The sequence below is a fragment of the Methylobacterium sp. 1A genome, from assembly GCF_058072805.1.
The window spans coordinates 2422717-2440289 of sequence record NZ_JBYQVE010000002.1 but is presented as its reverse complement, the minus strand read 5'-3'; the positions used below and the strand labels follow the sequence as shown (position 1 = coordinate 2440289).

The window sequence follows — 17573 nt, the reverse complement described above, 5'->3', positions numbered from 1 at the left end:
ACGGCCCACGCCGCAGAGCAGGATCGGCCGGACGTGAAGGCCGCCCGGGAAGCGTGGTTCGAGAGCCAGCCCGATCTCGACCCGGACCGGCTGGTGTTCCTCGACGAGACGTGGACCGCCACCAACATGGCCCGCACCCGCGGGCGCTGTCCCCGCGGCCAGCGGCTGCGCTCCCCCGTCCCGCACGGTCATTGGAAGACCACGACCCTGGTGGCGGGCCTGCGCCTGTCCGGGATCGCCGCGCCGTTCGTGCTCGACGGGCCGATCAACCGCGACGCCTTCCAAGTCTACGTCGATCAGGTCCTGGTGCCCGAACTCGCACCCGGGGACATCGTGATCATGGACAATCTCGGCAGCCACAAAGGCCCGGCCGTGCGCGCGGCGATCGAGGCGGCGGGCGCGCGGCTCCTGTTCCTCCCGCCCTACTCGCCGGACTTCAATCCGATCGAGATGGCGTTCTCGAAGTTGAAGGCGGGGCTGCGCAAGGCCGCGGCGCGCACGCGCGAAGGGCTCTGGACCACAATCGGGCGGCTCGTCGATGCCGTTACGCCCGACGAGGCCGCAAACTTCTTCGTCGCGGCAGGATACGACCCCGATTAAACCGAAACCGCTCTAGCGCACCCATGATGGCCTGCTTCGGCCTGCCCCGACGGATATTCAACCGGCATTGGACCGGCCGAGGCGAATGGTGCTCCCCACCATGAGTTTTTGATTCATCGCAAGGCGCGAGGGCATCGCGCCGCCAACCTGCCATCCGTCCTGTGGAACCGGGGGGCGCACATGTCCAACACCGATGGGGATACGCGTTCGAAGCCGGGCCAAGCGGCGGCACCGGACAGAGGTGATGCCGCGCAATCGACTCCAGCCTCGACGCGCCCACCGACAGTCTTGCGAGACCCGCAATCGCGCAACGGTAAGACGGCAAGCGAACGTGCCCGCGCGTCAGGCGTGGATTGGACCTTGAGCCTCAGGCGCAGGCTGGACCGGTGCGGTGTCTCGGCCCCGGAGATCGACGCCCTCGCCGCGTCCGTATCCCGGGTCGCAACAATCGAGGCCGACCGGGAGATATTACGCGAGGACGACGTTACGGCTCAATGTCGGATTCTTCTGGATGGCTGGACTTGTAAGTACATCCCCCTTGAGACCTTCAGGCCGCAGATCCTGAGCCTACAAATCCCGGGCGACTTCCTTGACCTGCAGGGCCTTTTTCGACGGCGGATGGATCACGTGGTCGCTTCGCTCACGCCATGTCGCATCGGCGTCATCCCGCATGATGCCTTCAAACGCCTCATGGAGCGGCATCCGCGCATCGGCCGCATGGTGCAGCTCGAAGCAGTCGTCGAGTTGGCCACGGCCCGTCGCTGGCTCCTGAACGCCGGCCATCGCCAAGCGTACGAGGGGATGGCGCACCTGATCTGCGAGCTCTTCACGCGTGCGGCAGCCGCCGGCTTGGCCGAGGCGTCCCGATTCCCCATGCCGTTGACGCAGACGGAACTGGGCAGCGCCCTCGGACTGACGTCGGTCCATGCCAACCGTATCGTGAGAAGGCTTGCCTCGGCCAAGCTCGTGTCGTGGCGAGGCCGGTGGATCACCATAGAAGACTGGGATGGGTTGACGGAGCTCGCCGAGTTCGACCCCGCCTACCTCAAGCCGGAGCACGCGGCGCCCTGATCGAAGAGGTCGGGGTCCACCGGCGATGCGTCGGCGAGAGGCGCGCTCACAGCGGCTCGAGCGCATCGGTCACCGACAGGGCGATCTCGCGCTCCTCGTTCGCGGGCGCGATGCGAACCGAGACCGCCGAGCCGGACGCCTCGATCATCGCCTCGCCGCCGGCATTGGCTTCTTTGTCGAGGGCGACGCCAGCGAAGGACAGCCCGCGGCAGATGGCGGCGCGAACCTGCACGGCGTGCTCGCCGATGCCGCCCGTGAAGACCAGGGTGTCGACGCCGCCGAGGGTGGCGATGAGCGAGCCTGCCTCCCGCACGATCCGGTAGGTGAACAGATCCAGGGCCTCGCGCGCGGCCGAAGCGTCGCTCGCCTCCAAGACCCGCACATCGTCGCTTATGCCGGAGACGCCGAGGAGGCCCGACCGCTCGTTCAGGAGATCGGCCACCGCGTCGGCTGACAGGCCGCGCTCCCGGATCAGGTACAGAACGAGGCCCGGGTCGACCGCCCCGCTGCGGGTGCTCATCATCAGCCCGTCGAGCGTGGTGAAGCCCATCGTCGTGGCGACGCTTCGCCCGTCCCGGATCGCGCACAGGCTCGCCCCGTGCCCGAGATGGGCGGCCAGGATCCGCCCGTGCGGAAGCGTTCGGGCGAGATTGGCGTAGGACAGTCCGTGGAAGCCGAAGCGCACGAGCCCCTCGTCGATAAAGGCGCGCGGCAGCGGGTAGAGTTGGGCCAACCGGTCCTGCGTCCGATGGAAGGCGGTGTCGAAGCAGGCGACCTGCGGCAGATCCGGCCAGACCTCCCCGACCGCGCGGATGCAGGCGAGCGCCTGCGGCTGGTGCGCGGGCGCGAGCGGAATAAGCCCTTCAAGCGCCGCGAGGATCTCCGCGTCGAGCCGCACCGGCGCTGCGAGATGCAAGCCGCCATGGACGACGCGGTGTCCCACCGCGGTCGGTGCCGCGGGAAGTCGCACGAACAGCCAGCGGGCGACGGCGGCATGGTCGCCCGCCGGTGGGCGCTCACCCCCGACGGCGGCGCCGTCGACGGAGAAGTCTTGGATCATGCCCGATCTCTGCGACGTGCGCTCGCCACGCCGGCTCGTCGGCGCCCGGCCGGAAAAGGGCGCAGCGCAGGCTGGAGGAACCGGCGTTGAGCACGAGGATCATCGCCCGGCCTCAGGTCACGACCGTCCACCCGTCCACCGTCCCCGCCTGCCCAGGCTTGGCCGTGTCGGTCGGGCCGCACTGCATGATGTCGCCCTCGATCCGGCGGTCGTGATCCTCGGGGGCGTGCCGTTCCGGCCAGACCCAATCCCGCACCTCAGGCAGGTCGTCGCCGGTTCGGCGAACATGCTCGCGATGGGTGGCCAGCGCCTCGCGAAGCGCCTCCTCGGCGTGCTCGGCCCGGGCGCCCAGTCGCGGGACGGCCCGGATCGCGGCCTGGGCGAGATGATAGCGGTCGAGCCGGTTCAACACGCACATGTCGAAGGGCGTCGTGGTCGTGCCCTCCTCAATGAAGCCATGGACGTGGAAGTTGCCGTGGTTCGTCCGCTTGTAGGTCAGCCGGTGAATGAGCCACGGATAGCCGTGGTAGGCGAACACCACCGGCCGGTCGCGCGTGAACAGGCTGTCGAAGGTCGGGTCGTCGAGACCGTGCGGATGCGTCTCGGGCGCCGGCAGCGTCATCAGGTCGACCACGTTTACGACCCGGACCCTGAGTTCCGGGACGTGCCGGCGCAGCCAATCCACCGCGGCGAGCGTTTCCATCGTCGGCACGTCGCCCGCGCAGGCCATCACAACGTCGGGCTCCGTGTCTCCCTCGTTCGAGGCCCAGTCCCAAATGTCGATGCCGGCCGCGCAGTGCGTGACGGCTTCGTCCAGGGTCAGCCACTGCAGCGCCGGCTGCTTGCCGGCCACGACGACGTTGATGCGGTCATAGGTTCGCAGGCAGTGATCCGTGACGCACAGCAGGGTGTTCGCGTCCGGCGGCAGGTAGATCCGCGCCGTATCCCCGCGCTTGTTCGCCACGAAGTCGATGAAGCCCGGATCCTGGTGGCTGAAGCCGTTGTGGTCCTGCCGCCAGACGTGGGACGAGAGCAAGATGTTCAGGGATGGCACCGGTCGTCGCCAGGGCAGGTCGCGCGAGGACTTGAGCCACTTGGCGTGCTGGTTCACCATCGAATCGACGACGTGGGCGAAGGCCTCGTAGGTCGCGAACAGGCCGTGCCGGCCCGTGAGCAGGTAGCCTTCGAGCCAGCCCTCGCAGAGGTGCTCGCTCAGCACCTCCATGACCCGGCCGTCGCGCTGAAGGTGGTCGTCGCCCGGCAGTGTCGCCTCCTGCCAGACGCGCCCCGTCACGTCGAACACCGCGTCAAGCCGGTTCGAGGTGGTCTCATCGGGACCCATGATCCGGAAGTTGCGGGCGTGCTTGTTCAGGGACAGGACCTCCCGCAGGTAGCCGCCGAGCGTGCGGGTGGCCTCGGCTCGGGAGCGGCCAGGTCCCGGCACGGGGACGGCGAAGTCCATGATGTCCGGCAGCCGCAAGGGCGCGCTCTTATGCGCGTTGGCGTGCGGGTTGGCCGAGATGCGCCGCGGCCCCTTGGGCGCCAGGGTGGCGAGTTCCGGAACGAGCGAGCCGTCCTCGTCGAACAGCTCCTCCGGTCGGTAGGAGCGCATCCAGGCTTCGAGGATCGCGCGGTGCTCCGGGTTCTCCCGCGTGGCCGCGACGGGAACCTGATGCGAGCGCCAAGTTCCCTCGACCGGCTTGCCGTCAACGGCCTTCGGTCCCGTCCAACCCTTGGGGCTGCGCAGCACGATCATCGGCCAGCGCGGTCGCCGGGCCTCGCCGCAGCGCGCGGAGTGCCGGATCGCTGCGATCTCGTCGAGGACCGCGTCGAGCGCCGTCGCCATGGCTTGGTGCAAGCCGGCCGGCTCGTCGCCCTCGACGAAGGTCGGCTCGTAGCCGTACCCGACGAGGAGGCTGCGAAGCTCATCCGCGGGCATCCGGGCGAGGAGCGTCGGGTTGGCGATCTTATAGCCGTTGAGGTGCAGGATCGGCAGTACGGCTCCGTCGGTGGTCGGATTCAGGAACTTGTTGGAATGCCACGACGCGGCGAGCGGCCCCGTCTCCGCCTCGCCGTCGCCGACCACGCAGGCGACGATCAGGCCGGGGTTGTCCAGGGCAGCGCCGAACGCATGAGCCAGGGAATAGCCGAGCTCGCCGCCCTCGTGGATGGAGCCGGGCAGCTCCGGCGAGGCGTGGCTCGGTATGCCCCCGGGAAACGAGAACTGCCTGAACAGGCGCTCCATCCCCTCCGCGTCCCGCGCAACGTCGGGGTAGATCTCGCTGTAGGTGCCCTCCAGGTAGGCGTTGGCGACGAGCCCCGGCGCGCCGTGACCCGGCCCCCACACCGCGATCATGTCGAGGTCGCGCTGCCGGATGACCCGGTTCAGGTGGACGTAGATGAAGTTGAGGCCCGGTGTCGTGCCCCAGTGGCCGAGAAGCCTTGGCTTGACGTGCTCGGGCCTGAGCGGTTCGCGCAGGAGCGGGTTGGCCATGAGGTAGATCTGGCCGACCGACAGGTAGTTCGCAGCCCGCCAGTAGCTGTCGATCCGCCTGAGGCTGTCGGGCCCGAGCGGCCCCGGCACGAAGGCCAGGTCGTGACCGCCGTCCGCACGGCCGCCGTCGCGGCGTTCCTCGTGGGTCTTCGTCGGCTCGCGCCTCGCGTCCATGTCGGCCTCCCGGTTGCGGATCCCGGACGACCGTGCAGGCAGCCGAGGCTAGCGGCGTTGAGTTGGATCAAGGCGGCTCCCCGGAAGGCCGGCAGGATGCCTTCCGTCAGCAGGACGGGAGCGAACGATGGCCTTGGTGCTTCGAACCACCTTCATCACGACGGTACGCCGCGCGCGGGTGCCGGTCATGCTGGCACCGACGAACGACGCCGAACCCCGGGTCGTCACGGACGCGGCGCGCTACCGGTCCATCGGCAGCCTGCAGGCGCTGGCGCTCGCCATCGCGGCCTCGGTGGTGACGCCCGCGCTGCTTTGGCTGGCTCTCTGAAAGAAATCCCGGCGAATCGAGGAGACCCGCGATGGACGACATCACCGTACGCCGTCACGTGCTCGACGAATTGGAATACGCCCCCATGGTCGACGCGGCGCAGATCGGCGTCGCGGTCGACGACGGCGTCGTGACGCTGACCGGCCACGTCCGGAACTACGCCGAGAAGAGCATCGCCGAGCGCGTCACGCTTCGGGTGCGCGGCGTCCGGGCCGTGATCGAGCGGATCGAGGTGCGGTACCCGGAAAATCCGCGCGTCGGCGACGAGGCCCTGGCCGAGCGGTGCGCCCGGGTTCTGGAGTGGGACGTGCAGATCCCGGAGCGGTCGGTCTCGCTCAAGGTCGAGAAGGGCTGCGTCACGCTCGAAGGATGCGTGCCGCACTACCACCAGAAGGCGGCGGTCGATAAGGCGCTGCGGCGGCTCGCCGGCGTCATCGACATCGTCAACCTCATCGCGGTGAAGCCGCCTGTCCGACCCACCGAGGTCAAGGACAGGATCCTCGCCGCCCTGAGGCGCAGCGCCCGGGATCCCGACACCATCCGCGTCCACGTGGACGGGGACAAGGTGATCCTGGACGGATGCGTCGACGTCTGGAGCGAGCGCAAGCTCGCCGAGCGTGCCGCGTGGTCGGCGCCCGGCGTCCGCGCCGTCGAGGACCGCCTGACGCTCGCATGACGGGGAGTTGCCGATGCTGGCGATGGTCCTGCAGGAGATCGGCGGTCCCCTCGTGCCGGAGGAGAGGCCCGACCCACTTCCCGGCCCCGGCGAGGTCCGCATCCGGGTTGAGGCCTGCGTGGTCTGCCGGACCGACCTCCACGTCATCGACGGCGAGCTTCCGCAGGCCGTCTACCCCATCGTGCCCGGCCACGAGGTCGTCGGCATCGTCGAGGCCGTCGGCGAAGGCGTGACCGATCCGGCCCCGGGTCAACGCGTCGGGGTGCCCTGGCTCGGGCACGCCTGCGGCCACTGCCGCTACTGTAAAACCGACCGGGAGAACCTGTGCAATGCCCCCGGCTTCACCGGCTGCACCCGCGACGGCGGGTTCGCCACCCATCTCTTGGCCGAGGCCGCCTTCACCATCCCGCTCGACACGAGCCTGGACCCGGTCGCGACAGCGCCGCTCCTCTGCGCAGGGCTGATCGGTTGGCGCACGCTGCGGATGGCGGAGGACGCCGACACTGTGGGGCTCTACGGCTTCGGGGCGGCCGCGCACATCGTCGCCCAGGTCTGCCGGTGGCAGGGCCGCCGCGTGTTCGCGCTCACCCGACCCGGCGACTGGAAAGCCCAGGACTTCGCCCGCTCCCTTGGGGCTGAATGGGCGGGCGGGTCGGACGAGGCGCCGCCCGAGCCGCTGGACGCGGCCTTGATCTTCGCACCCGACGGCCGGCTGGTGCCGACCGCACTCGCGGAGTTGCGCAGGGGCGGATGCGTGGTCTGTGGCGGTATCCACATGAGCGACATCCCGCGCTTCCCCTACGAACTGCTCTGGGAGGAGCGGTCGGTGCGCTCGGTGGCGAACCTCACCCGCGCGGATGCGCGCGGCTTCTTCGAGGTCGTGCCGCGGGCCGGCATCGTCACCCGCACGCGCACGTTCCCGCTCGTCCAGGCCAACGCGGCGATCGCCGCCCACCGGTCCGGCGCCCTTCAGGGCGCCGCCGTTCTCGTGCCCTGAACCGGTCTCGTCCGCTGCATTTGGACTGCCCATCGAGTGCCCTTGCGATGGATCAAGGTCGTCCCCGCGAACCGGGGCCAGAGTACCTCCATCGCGCCGGCAGCCCGGCCAAGGGAGGTGGTCATGAAGATCTCCAACATCATGGTCTCGGTCGACCTCGGGCCCGCGGCGGCGGACCGAGTCCAATTGGCGGCCGGCCTCGCCCAACAGTTCGGGTCCAAGCTGACCGGCGTCGCCGCACGTCCGGTCCTCGGACCCATGCCGGTCGGCGACATGCTGGAGGTCGAGCGTGTCTGGGCCCTTGAGGAGCGCCTGACCGACGAGCAGCTCGCGGAGGCCAAGGCCCTTTTCGAGCGCGAGGCCGGGCAGGCGCCTAAGACGAGCTGGCGCTCCGCACCGACCGATCCGTTGGCTTTCCTCGGTGCGCAGGCGCGCACCGCCGACCTCGTGGTCGTCGGCCGGCAGGGACCTGCGGACGGTGATGCCGGTCCGATGGCGGTCTCCACCGGGGGGCTGCTGATGGAGGTGGGGCGTCCGGTGCTGGTGGTCCCGCCGGGCATCGAGCACCTCGCGGTCAAGCGGGTCGTGGTGGCTTGGAAGGATACGCCCGAGGCCCGTCGAGCCCTTCACGACGCTTTACCGTTCTTGAGACAGACCGAGCAGGTTTGCGTGGTGGCCGTGGGACCGGACGCGCAGCACGTGGGCGCCGAGGGCGCGGCCGAGTACCTGTCCGGGCACGGAATCAAGGCCACGACCCACCTGCTGCGCAAGCCGGAGATCGGCCCCGCCGACGAGATCCTTCGGTTCGCCGGTCGGGAGGACGCGGACCTCATCGTGATGGGCGCCTACGGGCATAGCCGGCTGCGCGAGTGGGCCTTCGGCGGCGCCACCCGCGAAGTCCTGCAATCGACCCCCGTCTGCTGCCTGATGAGCCACTGATGCCCTCGGCGACCACCATCCACGCGGGCGCTCTGGTGCTGCTGTCCATCCTTATCGGCACCGGCTCCGCCCAGGCCTGGGACCGGCAGGTCAAGCAGGGCGAGTCCCTCGCCAAGACCAACTGTGCCCGCTGCCACGCCGTCGGGCGTGTCGGGGCGAGCCTGCTGCGCGCCGCGCCTCCCTTCCGCGAACTGCACAAGCGCTACCCGGTCGAGGATCTCGGCGAGGCGCTCACGGAAGGCATCCGCACCGGTCATCCGAGCATGCCCGAGTTCCGGTTCGACCCTGACCAGGCGCAGGAGCTGATCGCCTACATGAAGTCGCTCGAACGCTGAGGAAGAGCCTCGATGTACCTCCGCTGTCTTCTCGTCCCCACAGCCCCAGGCATCGATGTCACCCACCGCCTGGACGCAGCCCTTCGCCTTGGGCGGCGCCTGCACGCGCACATTGGGGTCGCCTTCATGGCGCCGGACCCGGGTTATGTCATGGCCAGCATGGCCGGCATGGTCGGCATCGCCAGTTTGGCCAGCGTCATGCCGATGGACTGCGCGACCATCGAGGCCATCGACCGGGGCGTGCGCGAGGCCGCGGCCGAAGGCAAGGCGGCCCTGGAAGCCTGGTGCGGACGCGAGGGCGTTCCGCTGGTCGCCAAGACCGAGCGCCTGGACGCCACTTTCGCGACATGGACGGAGCTGTCGGGCGAGGTCGAGCCGCTCCTGACGCTGGCCGGGCGAGTGAACGACTTGATCATCGTCGACCGACCCGATCCGGCGCGCTCGTTCACCGGGAGGGCGCTCGACACGGCCCTGTTCTCGGTCGGACGACCGACGCTGATGGTTGGCGAGGTAGTCCCGTACGACCTCCTCGACCACGTCGTGATCGCCTGGAACGGCAGTCTCGAAGCGGCACGCCTGATCGGGCAAGCCATCACGCTGCTGCACGAGGCCGCCCACGTCACGGTCGTGCATGCGAGGACGGAACGCTTCGAGGAAACGCGGGCCGCGGACCTGTGCGCCTACCTGCGCTGGCACGGCATCGTGGCCGAGGCCGTCACCCTGCCGGTCGGGGATGGGATCTCGGTCGGCGCGGCCATCCTGGACGAGGCCGAGCGCCGGAACGCCTCCTTGCTGGCGATAGGTGCCTACACCCACAGCCGCGTGCGCGAGTTCCTGCTCGGTGGCGTCACCCGGCATGTGGTCGAGCACGCGCGCATCCCGGTACTCATGGCCCACTGACGTATCGCGCTTGCAGGACGGCCTTTCCGGGGTTGGCCCGTCGCCAGACCTCGGCGGCCCCGCTCTCAACGCCTCGGGTCGTGGCAGTGCATGCGAGGAGGCGCCGTGCCGCAATCCAGGCTGCAAGTCTGGTGGGGCTTGCAGAACCACTGCAGGGCCCCGCTTCTCAGGCAGGACCCTGCGCAATGCCGATGGGGCGCGTTTGCAGGCTCGACGAACGTCCCTTTCGCATCAGGCGGGCCGGCCGTCGGTCGCGCCTGAGTTGGCGACGCGCTTACCACGATCGCGGCGAGAACCAGGAGGGCTGCACATGACGTGGTGCTCCGCATGATGCCGGGCATCAATGGCTCATCAGGCAGCAGAGGGGGGCATAGGCCAGCAACTCCCGAGTGACGCCGCCGAACGCCCACTCGCGGAGGCGCCCGTGACCGTAGGCGCCCGCGACGATCAGGTCGGCCCCGTGCTCGGTGGCCGCTTCGACGAGTGCCTCGGAGGTCGAGGCACCCAGGGCATCGTGTCTGACGCGGATGGCTGAGACGCCGTGCGCCTGGAGGAGACGAAGGGTGTCCTGACCCTCGGAGCCGGCGCCATCGTCGACGGAGACGACGAGCACCTCGGACGCCCGCTTCAGGAACGGCAGCGCGTCCAGCACCGCGCGGCGCGCCTCGCGGGTGTTCTTCCAGCCGACCACGACGCGCTTGGCGTCGAGATGGTCGACGCCCGGCGGCACCACCAACACCGGGCGTCCAAGATGCATGACCGCGTCGGCCGGATCGACCGCTAACAGCGCGGGCCCGGGGTCCGTCCCTCGGCCGACCACCACGAGGTCGGCGGCCGCCGCTTGGGCGACCAGGAACGCCAGCGGGAAATCGAGGTTGGAGCGCCACTCGACGCGGCTGCGTCCGCCGGCGGCTTCCTCGAAGGCCTCGTGGGCCACCCGGAGGTCGTTCAGGACCGCCTCCTGGATCGAGGGGATGCCGAACGACCCTCCCGGCGTCGGGCCGGCCGGAGCCCAGCTATAATCCGGCATCTCCGCCGCGACGCCGGTCAAACGGGCGTGGAAGTCGTCGGCAAGGTGCGCGGCCAGGCGCACGCGGCTTCGCGCCCCGTCCGTCAGGTCCACGGCGACCATGATGCTCGCGTAGGTCATGGAACGTCTCCGGATCGGCAGGCGATGGAACGGGTGCGGGCGGCCCTTGCGGCCTCGCCCACTCCGATGGTTTCAGCCAAGCGTGAGGTGGTCCTCGACGGCGCGCACGCCCGGAGCCGACCACGCGGCGGTCTCGGCGAGACGTCGCTCGTGCCAAGCGTTGACCCTGCCCTCCAGGACGACCCTGGCGTCCTTGACCGTCACCTTGATGGCGTCGGCCTCCAGTTCGGCGTTCCGCTTGAGCGCCGCCAAGATCTTCGCGCGAACGTCGGGCGCGCTCGCCTTCGGCGCCACCTCGATGTTGTTGATGATGCCGGTCACGCCGGCGAGCCGCTTGATCGACCGGTAGGCCTCTTCCTTCTGGTACTGCCAGTCGACCTTTCCGGAGAGCGTCACCCAGCCGGTCTGGACCTTCACCTGCACGGCATCCTTGGGCACCGTCGCGGACCAATCGAGCATCTGCACCGCGCGTTGCGCCAGGTCCTCGTCGCGCGGCGGGGTCTCGCCGGCGAAGCGCACCGTGATCTTCTCGACGACGCCGCGGACGCCGCGCACCTTCTGCGCGGCCTTCTCTGCGGTCACACGTTCCGCATAGTTGGCGACGTGACCGGTGAGGGTGACGATGCCCTTCTCTACGGCGACACCGATGTGGGCGGCGTCGATGCTGGGGTCGAAGTCGAGCTCGTCGATGACGTTCTGGCGGATCAGCTTGTCGCCCATCGTAAGTCTCCTCGATGAGGTCCAGGTCGCGCCTGGCCGAGCCCGAGGCTATGCGCGGCAGGCGGTCGGACATTGATCCAGCGCAAGCTCTTGCCCGGCCGTGATACGACCCAGCATCGGGCATGCCCGGGGGCAGCCCGGGACGGCGCAGCCGGCGGTCACGGCAGAGACCATGTCCCGGGCATCGAATAACCGGCCGAGCAGCGGCACGTCCGCGAAGGCCTTCGGGACCCGGGCGTTCCCGGCAATCAGGGCGAAGGGGATGCCCCTCCGGCGCAGGGCGCAGGCCAGCGGGAAGCACGGCCCCTCGTTCAGGTCGACGCTGACCACGGCGAAGTCCGGACGTTTCGTGTCGAGGCTTCCGATGGCATCGCCGCCGGTTCCGTAGGGGCCGCTCACCGCACAGCCGGCGTCCGCGAGGGAGTCCTCCAGCCACATGCCCGGCAGCGCCTGCGGCTCGGCGACCAGCACGACCGGCCGCCCCTCCGTTCCGTTCTCCATCGCCCGATTCCCATTTCCGGTTGCGATGGGGCGAGGATGGATCGGTCGGATCCGTCCGCTTTGCGCTGGGTCAAAGCAGCGTGACCGTGCCGAACATGGCCAGGACAGCGAGCAGCATGCAGGCAGTCGCGATCCATCCGAGCAGCCGCAGCGGCCCACGCACCGCGAAGGCGCCCATGATGTCGGAGCGGGACGCGGCCAGCATCATCACGGCCATGACAGGCACCGCGATGATGCCGTTGACCACCGCGCTCCAGTAGAGCGCCCGGATCGGATCGACCGCGCCCAGGCTGATGACCATGCCCACCAGGGTGGCGAGCGCCACCGTCCCGTAGAAGGCGCGCGCCTCAAGGATGCGTCGGCCGAAGCCCACCGGCCAGCGCCGCGCCTCGCCGACGGCGTAGGCCGCCGAACCCGCAAGCACCGGAACCGCGAGAAGTCCGGTCCCCACGATGCCGAGCGCGAAGACCGTCGCGGACAACGGGCCGGCCAGCGGGCGGAGCGCCTCCGCGGCCTGGGCCGAGGTCTGAATGTCGATGATGCCGCGCGGGTGCAGCACGGCGGCGGTGGTGACCATGATGGCGAGCGCCACGAGGTTCGAGAAGGCCATGCCGACGAGCGTGTCGACCCCGATGCGGCGGAGCGCGGCGCCACCCTGCTCGGGTGCGTGCAGGAGGTCGCGCCGGCGCGGGAAGGCGTTCAGGTCCTCGGCTTCCTCCGCGGCCTGCCAGAAGAACAGGTATGGGCTGATCGTGGTCCCGAACAGGGCCACGAGAGTAGTCAGGCCGGTGCCGCTGAAGTCGACCCTTGGTACCGCCAGGGCCAAGCCGAGATCCCACCAAGAGACGTGGGCAAAGATCACCACGCCGAGATAGGCGAACAGGCTGAGCGTCAGCCATTTCAGGACGGCGACGTAGCGCGTGTACTGCAGGACGAGTTGCATGAAGGCGCAGACGGCGGCGAAGAGCACGACGTAGAGCCAGCGTGGCCCCGGGAGGAGCAGGTCGAGCGCGTCCGCCATCGCGCCGAGATCGGCCCCCAGATTCAGGACGTTGGCGGTGAGCAGGAGGAACACCACGGCCTGGAGCAGGCTGTCCGGGTAGTGCTCGCGCAGCACGCCGGCGATGCCATGGCCGGTGGTCCGCCCGATCCGGGCGGAGACCATCTGCACCGCCGCCATCAACGGCAGGGTGTAGATCATGGTCCAGCACAGGCCGTAGCCGAGCTGCGCCCCGGCCTGGCCGTAGGTGGCGATACCGCTGGGATCGTCGTCGGAGGCGCCGGTGATCAGGCCGGGCCCGAGCACCCGCAGTAGGCGCGGCTTCGAGGGACCGATGGCGGTGCTCGCCACCTCCGGATCATCGACCTCCCTGGCCGCGGCACGTGACGAGTTGCTCATGCCGCCGGCTTCACGCCGGCTTCTTCGCCCCGCAGGGCGCGCGCGACCCTCAGGGCCGCGTCCAGGTCGTTGCGATCCGTCCCGTAGCGCCGCCATAAACCGTCCAACCATTCCGGCCGTCCGGCCTCGGCGTCCGGGATCTCGGAGAACGAGACGTGGTACATGCCGTCGAGCGCCTCGATGCCGTAGCCGGTGACGGCCCATTGGCGGCCCTGCCAGTGCACGGGTTCGGTGAGTCCGTGGCTCATCCTTGCCTCCTCAGGCTGCCTGTCCATCGAGTTCCGCGACCTCGCAGATGTCGGCCCGCATGCGCCAATCGACGATGCCGGCGGTCTGGCAGAACAGCGCCTGGGCCGCGCAGGCGGCGGCAGCCTCCGAGTGGGCGGAGACGACGGTCTGCCGCTGGATGGCGGTGTGTTCGTGGCCGATGTCGTCCGGCACGACCTTGTGGAAGGTGACCAGGTACTTGTGCATGGCGCGCCTCGTATTGCGATATTGCGGAGACGGTGGGCGCCCGCGGGAGCGGCGGCCTTGATCCAGCGCAAGGCTCGACAAGCGATCAGGCCCCTGGTGCCGGCGGGAAGAGGCGTTCCCGACCCAGTTCGGGCCCGTTGTCGTGGCCTGTCCGCGCGGTTCGATGCGCGTGCGCCTTGCCGTGCAGTGGCCAGTATCGCTCCATCGCCAGGTAGGTGAACGACGCGGACCAGCCGATCAGGAGCAGGCCGTTGAGCGCCTCGACGCCGGCGAGCAGCCGGGTATGGGAGGTCGGGAAGTGGTCGCCGAAGCCGAGCGAGGTGTAGGCGACCACGGAGAAGTACAGGCAATCCTCGAAGGAGGTGACCGGCGCGCCCGCGAAGGCGCCGACGCCGAGGCGGAGCACGAGAAGCCAGTAGGCGCCGGCGTAGATCCAGACCGCGACGGTGTGACCGACGAAAGTCATCAGCACCACGGCGAGAATCCGGGCGCGGGGCGGGACCGGCAGCTCGGACAGGTGCTCCGAGGTCAGCCGCAATGTCTCGTAGAGCACCAGGATCGTGGTCGTGACGAGGACGACGCTGGCCGTCATGGCGAGGAGCATGCGCGGCCCCGGGTGAGCGTGGCGGCCCGAGCCTGCCTGATAAGGCGAGCGCGTCCTTGGCCTAGCGCTAGTGTGCAGGCGTTGAGGCGCCTTTGACCGAGATCAACGCCGTCCCTCACGGAACGGCATTTCCTCACCGGAGCGCCGCGAACCAGGCGCCGGGATCTCGGAGGTGACCATGGCCGACGTGCATGTTGCCGAGGAGCTCTGGTCAACGGGGATGCAGCCCGAAGGCATTCTGGAGCGGTGGTTCGTGGCGGACGGGGCGCTTGTGCGGGCCGGAGAGGCCGTGGCGACCGTGCGCATCGGCGAGGCCTTGCACGACATCGCCTCGCCGACCAGCGGCCGCCTCACGGTCCTGGCGCCCGTCAACGAGGTCATCGACCCCGGCTGCATTATCGCCGAGGTCCACGCGTGACATCCGGGAGGCAGACCATGTCTCAACTCGACGCGGCCACGTCATCACCGACTTGGCGGACGCAAGAGATCCTGATCGGCGGCCTTCAGCACGCCGCCGGCGTCACGCTGGTGCTGACGGCGTGGGTGCTGGTCTTCACCGATCATGCCCGCGCGGCCGGGTCCGCGCTCGTGCCGGGCTTGCTCATCGTCACGCTCTACGGCGCCAATCAGATCCGCTTCCGGGCGGTGCTCGAAAGGGCTGTGCTGATCGTCGGGGCCTGGACGCTCGTCGCGCCCTGGGCGCTCGGGTTCGTGGCGAACGACGGCGCGACCTGGGCGCACGTCGCGCTCGGTGGCGTGGCCATCGCGACCGCCGTTGCACTGCTCCGCACCGCGAGGCGGCCATGACGATTCAGCCGGCCGCCACCCGCGCGGCCGTTCTGGCCGCCCTCCTGGCGGCTTGCATCGGCGCTTCGGTCGCCGGTCCCGAGGAAGACCATCGCGTCCGTGGGCGGGCCATCGCCGCGCAGCTCTGCAGCGAGTGCCACGTCATCGGCCGCGCCTCGCAGCCCGGCGCGTTCGCTGGCCCGGCCTTTCTACGGGTCGCCAACATGCCGTCGACGACCGGTCCGGCGCTCGCGGTATTCCTGCAGAGCCATCACCAGCGGAAGCCGAGCCTGAGACTCGACCGGGACGAGATGGACGCGGTCATCGACTACATCCTCAGCCTCAAGGCCCGAACGGCCGCGACGCCTCCGGGCATCACCTCGGAGGATTGAGGGTGACGCTGCCGCATCCCGTGCTGCTGGCCGATATCGGCGGCACCTACGCCCGCTTCTCAATCCTTCCGGAGCCAGGAGGACGTCCAGGCCCGATCCGGAAGGTGCCGACGGCCGGCTTCCCCGGCCCGGTCGACGCCATTCGGGCCCATGTCGACCGACAGGACGCGGTCCGGCCGCGCTCGGCCTTCCTCGCCGTCGCGGGGCGGATTACCCCCGGCATCACGCGTCTGACCAACGCGCCGTGGCAATTCGACCCTGGCGGGATCGGCGAGGTGTTCGGCTTGGAAGCGGTGCGGCTGGTCAACGACTACGTGCCGCTCGCCGCCGCCGTCACCGTCCTCGACCCGGACGACCCGGCCGAATTGGCGCGGATCGGGCCGGCTGTCGAAGGGGTCGGGCCGCGGCTCGTCCTGGGGCCGGGCACGGGCCTGGGCGCGGCCGTCCTGATCCCGGCGGGCGACCGCTTCCTGATCCAGACGACCGAGGCCGGGCACATCGGGTTCGGCCCCTGCGAGCCCGACGACAAGATGCCCTGGTCGGCCCTGATGGCCGCCGAGGGCAGGCTCACGGCCGAGACCCTGCTGTCGGGTCCGGGTCTCGTCAGGCTGGTGCGGGCCCTCGCGGCGACGCGCGGTGCCGCCGTCGGCTGGAGCTCGCCGCCCGAGGTCCTCGAAGGCGCGAGGTCGGACCCGGTCGCTAGGGAAGCGGTCCATCAGTTCGCCCGCCTCCTCGGCAGGTTCGCGGGCGACATGGCGCTGGTGTTCTCGGCCACGGGCGGCGTCTTCCTCGCCGGCGGGATCGCGCCACGCATCGTCGACGTCCTGCGGGGCGAATCGTTCAGTCAGGCCTTCGAGGACAAGGCCCCGTTCCGCGAGGCGATGCTGGCGCTCCCGCGCGCCGTGATCCTGCATCCGGAGCCGGCCCTCGACGGTCTCGCGGCGCTCTTGGCCGACGAGGACCGCTTCCTGTTCCCGGCCCAGGACTGGCGGGCTTGAGCCAGGTCAAGGCCGGTCAGTCCATGCCCCCTCACGGTGACGGTAGGAGATTCGATCCGAGGAGACCACCATGTCCTATGCCAGCATCATGGTCGCGGCCGATGACGGGCGTCACGCGCCGGCGCGGGTGCGTCTCGCCGCGGAACTGGCGCATCGTCTCGGCGCGCGTCTCGTCGGCGCCGCCGCCTGCCTACCGGACTATCCTCGGGGCTATGGCGAGACCGCCGTGCCCATGGGCATGGTCATCGAGGAGATCCGCCAGGCAGCGTTGGGTCGGCTCGCGGGCGTCGAGCAGGTTTTTCGCCATGCCTCCTGCCTGAACGACCGCGTCGAGTGGCGCTCGGACCTTGGCTCATCGGCCTCGTTCCTCGAAAGCCAGTCGCGGGCGGCGGACCTCGTCGTGGTCGGGCGCTACGCGGATGACGAGGGTGTGACGGTCGGCATGGCCGTCGACGCCGGCGACGTCCTGATGCGGTTGGGGAAGCCAGTCCTGGTAGTCCCGGCCGGCGTCGAGCACCTGGAGGCCAGGCGCGTGCTCGTCGGCTGGAAGAACACCCCGCAAACGCGACGGGCCGTGTCTGACGCCCTGCCCATGCTCAGGCGTGCGGAGGCGGTGCAGGTGTTCCGCGTCTCGGACGGCGACGACCGGGCCGAGGTCGAGGACGTAGCCCGCTACTTGGCGCTGCACGACGTAAACGCGACCGCGCATCTGGCCAAGCCATCGGGCTGGACCGTCGCCGACGACGTCCGGAAGGCGACGCGCGATTTCGACGCCGACCTGATCGTGACAGGCGCCTACGGCTACAGCCGCCTGCGCGAGTGGTTCTTCGGCGGGGTCACGCGGGACCTGCTGGCGCAGGCGTCCGTCTGCTGCCTGCTGTCCCACTGATCGGGGGGCGTTTCGATGGCCAACCCAGGCAATCCTGACCGAGGCGAACCGGGCTTCTCGCCGCCTTCGCCCACGCGTTCCCCGGA

At 69.8% G+C, this 17573-nt stretch carries 21 protein-coding genes and 1 pseudogene; 13 read left to right on the top strand and 9 right to left on the bottom strand.

Annotation, left to right across the window (positions count from 1 at the left end; translation table 11 throughout):
- Both ACX9MN_RS31555 and ACX9MN_RS31550 read left to right on the top strand, forming a co-directional pair.
- Window positions 1-600, top strand: a 600-nt coding sequence (locus ACX9MN_RS31555; RefSeq protein ID WP_489726339.1) for an IS630 family transposase, incomplete at its 5' end; no start/stop codon positions are given.
- A gap of 360 nt (window positions 601-960) precedes the next feature.
- Window positions 961-1671 (top strand): Crp/Fnr family transcriptional regulator, encoded by a 711-nt coding sequence (locus ACX9MN_RS31550; RefSeq protein WP_489726338.1) that lies wholly within the window; start codon window positions 961-963, stop codon window positions 1669-1671.
- Between the two features lie 46 nt (window positions 1672-1717).
- Here ACX9MN_RS31550 and ACX9MN_RS31545 read toward each other — a convergent pair.
- Both ACX9MN_RS31545 and ACX9MN_RS31540 read right to left on the bottom strand, forming a co-directional pair.
- Window positions 1718-2834 (bottom strand): annotated as a pseudogene (locus tag ACX9MN_RS31545) (acetate/propionate family kinase).
- 9 nt (window positions 2835-2843) lie between these two features.
- Entirely contained in the window at window positions 2844-5399 is a 2556-nt protein-coding gene (locus tag ACX9MN_RS31540) for a phosphoketolase family protein (RefSeq protein ID WP_489726337.1), read from the bottom strand.
- A gap of 127 nt (window positions 5400-5526) precedes the next feature.
- On the opposite strand from ACX9MN_RS31540, the gene ACX9MN_RS31535 reads away from it, so the two are divergent.
- The 6 genes from ACX9MN_RS31535 (at window position 5527) to ACX9MN_RS31510 (ending at window position 9574) form a co-directional block, all read left to right on the top strand.
- Window positions 5527-5727 (top strand): hypothetical protein, encoded by a 201-nt coding sequence (locus tag ACX9MN_RS31535; protein WP_091981017.1) that lies wholly within the window; start codon window positions 5527-5529, stop codon window positions 5725-5727.
- Window positions 5728-5758: 31 nt separating this feature from the next.
- Entirely contained in the window at window positions 5759-6403 is a 645-nt protein-coding gene (locus tag ACX9MN_RS31530) for a BON domain-containing protein (protein WP_482960208.1), read from the top strand.
- A gap of 13 nt (window positions 6404-6416) precedes the next feature.
- Entirely contained in the window at window positions 6417-7400 is a 984-nt protein-coding gene (locus tag ACX9MN_RS31525; RefSeq protein WP_489726336.1) for a zinc-dependent alcohol dehydrogenase family protein, read from the top strand.
- Between the two features lie 123 nt (window positions 7401-7523).
- The gene (locus ACX9MN_RS31520) at window positions 7524-8339 is read left to right on the top strand and encodes a universal stress protein (protein ID WP_132368304.1); all 816 of its coding nucleotides are present in this window, start codon (window positions 7524-7526) and stop codon (window positions 8337-8339) included.
- Complete coding sequence (locus ACX9MN_RS31515; protein WP_489726335.1) at window positions 8339-8674, top strand: c-type cytochrome; 336 nt, start codon at window positions 8339-8341, stop codon at window positions 8672-8674. The genes ACX9MN_RS31520 and ACX9MN_RS31515 overlap by 1 nt, the downstream gene beginning before the upstream one ends.
- A 12-nt stretch (window positions 8675-8686) precedes the next feature.
- Complete coding sequence (locus ACX9MN_RS31510; protein ID WP_489726334.1) at window positions 8687-9574, top strand: universal stress protein; 888 nt, start codon at window positions 8687-8689, stop codon at window positions 9572-9574.
- A gap of 340 nt (window positions 9575-9914) precedes the next feature.
- Here the strand turns inward: ACX9MN_RS31510 and ACX9MN_RS31505 are convergent, their stop codons facing one another.
- The 7 genes from ACX9MN_RS31505 to ACX9MN_RS31475 all read right to left on the bottom strand — a co-directional run bounded on the left by ACX9MN_RS31505 (window position 9915) and on the right by ACX9MN_RS31475 (window position 14422).
- Window positions 9915-10724 (bottom strand): universal stress protein, encoded by an 810-nt coding sequence (locus tag ACX9MN_RS31505; protein ID WP_489726333.1) that lies wholly within the window; start codon window positions 10722-10724, stop codon window positions 9915-9917.
- Window positions 10725-10796: 72 nt separating this feature from the next.
- The gene (locus ACX9MN_RS31500; RefSeq protein WP_091682899.1) at window positions 10797-11444 is read right to left on the bottom strand and encodes a BON domain-containing protein; all 648 of its coding nucleotides are present in this window, start codon (window positions 11442-11444) and stop codon (window positions 10797-10799) included.
- Window positions 11445-11492: 48 nt separating this feature from the next.
- Entirely contained in the window at window positions 11493-11945 is a 453-nt protein-coding gene (locus ACX9MN_RS31495) for a response regulator (RefSeq protein ID WP_091927965.1), read from the bottom strand.
- Window positions 11946-12015: 70 nt separating this feature from the next.
- A complete protein-coding gene (locus ACX9MN_RS31490) occupies window positions 12016-13344 on the bottom strand; it encodes an NRAMP family divalent metal transporter (protein WP_489726332.1) in 1329 nt (442 codons plus the stop codon).
- A complete protein-coding gene (locus ACX9MN_RS31485) occupies window positions 13341-13592 on the bottom strand; it encodes a hypothetical protein (RefSeq protein WP_489726331.1) in 252 nt (83 codons plus the stop codon). The genes ACX9MN_RS31490 and ACX9MN_RS31485 overlap by 4 nt, the downstream gene beginning before the upstream one ends.
- A 10-nt stretch (window positions 13593-13602) precedes the next feature.
- Entirely contained in the window at window positions 13603-13818 is a 216-nt protein-coding gene (locus ACX9MN_RS31480; protein ID WP_489726330.1) for a hypothetical protein, read from the bottom strand.
- A gap of 85 nt (window positions 13819-13903) precedes the next feature.
- On the bottom strand, window positions 13904-14422 hold the full coding sequence (locus ACX9MN_RS31475; protein ID WP_489726329.1) for a potassium channel family protein: 519 nt from the start codon (window positions 14420-14422) through the stop codon (window positions 13904-13906).
- Between the two features lie 178 nt (window positions 14423-14600).
- On the opposite strand from ACX9MN_RS31475, the gene ACX9MN_RS31470 reads away from it, so the two are divergent.
- The 5 genes from ACX9MN_RS31470 to ACX9MN_RS31450 all read left to right on the top strand — a co-directional run bounded on the left by ACX9MN_RS31470 (window position 14601) and on the right by ACX9MN_RS31450 (window position 17487).
- Window positions 14601-14840 carry a biotin/lipoyl-containing protein gene (locus tag ACX9MN_RS31470; protein WP_091682970.1) on the top strand — a complete coding sequence of 80 codons (240 nt, stop codon included), beginning with the start codon at window positions 14601-14603 and terminating at the stop codon, window positions 14838-14840.
- Between the two features lie 17 nt (window positions 14841-14857).
- A complete protein-coding gene (locus tag ACX9MN_RS31465; protein ID WP_091682968.1) occupies window positions 14858-15229 on the top strand; it encodes an SPW repeat protein in 372 nt (123 codons plus the stop codon).
- Window positions 15226-15600: a c-type cytochrome gene (locus tag ACX9MN_RS31460; protein WP_489726328.1), complete on the top strand. Its 375-nt coding sequence runs from the start codon at window positions 15226-15228 to the stop codon at window positions 15598-15600. The genes ACX9MN_RS31465 and ACX9MN_RS31460 overlap by 4 nt, the downstream gene beginning before the upstream one ends.
- A gap of 2 nt (window positions 15601-15602) precedes the next feature.
- A complete protein-coding gene (locus tag ACX9MN_RS31455) occupies window positions 15603-16598 on the top strand; it encodes a glucokinase (protein WP_489726327.1) in 996 nt (331 codons plus the stop codon).
- Between the two features lie 70 nt (window positions 16599-16668).
- The gene (locus tag ACX9MN_RS31450) at window positions 16669-17487 is read left to right on the top strand and encodes a universal stress protein (protein ID WP_489726326.1); all 819 of its coding nucleotides are present in this window, start codon (window positions 16669-16671) and stop codon (window positions 17485-17487) included.
- The last annotated feature ends 86 nt before the right edge of the window (window positions 17488-17573 follow it).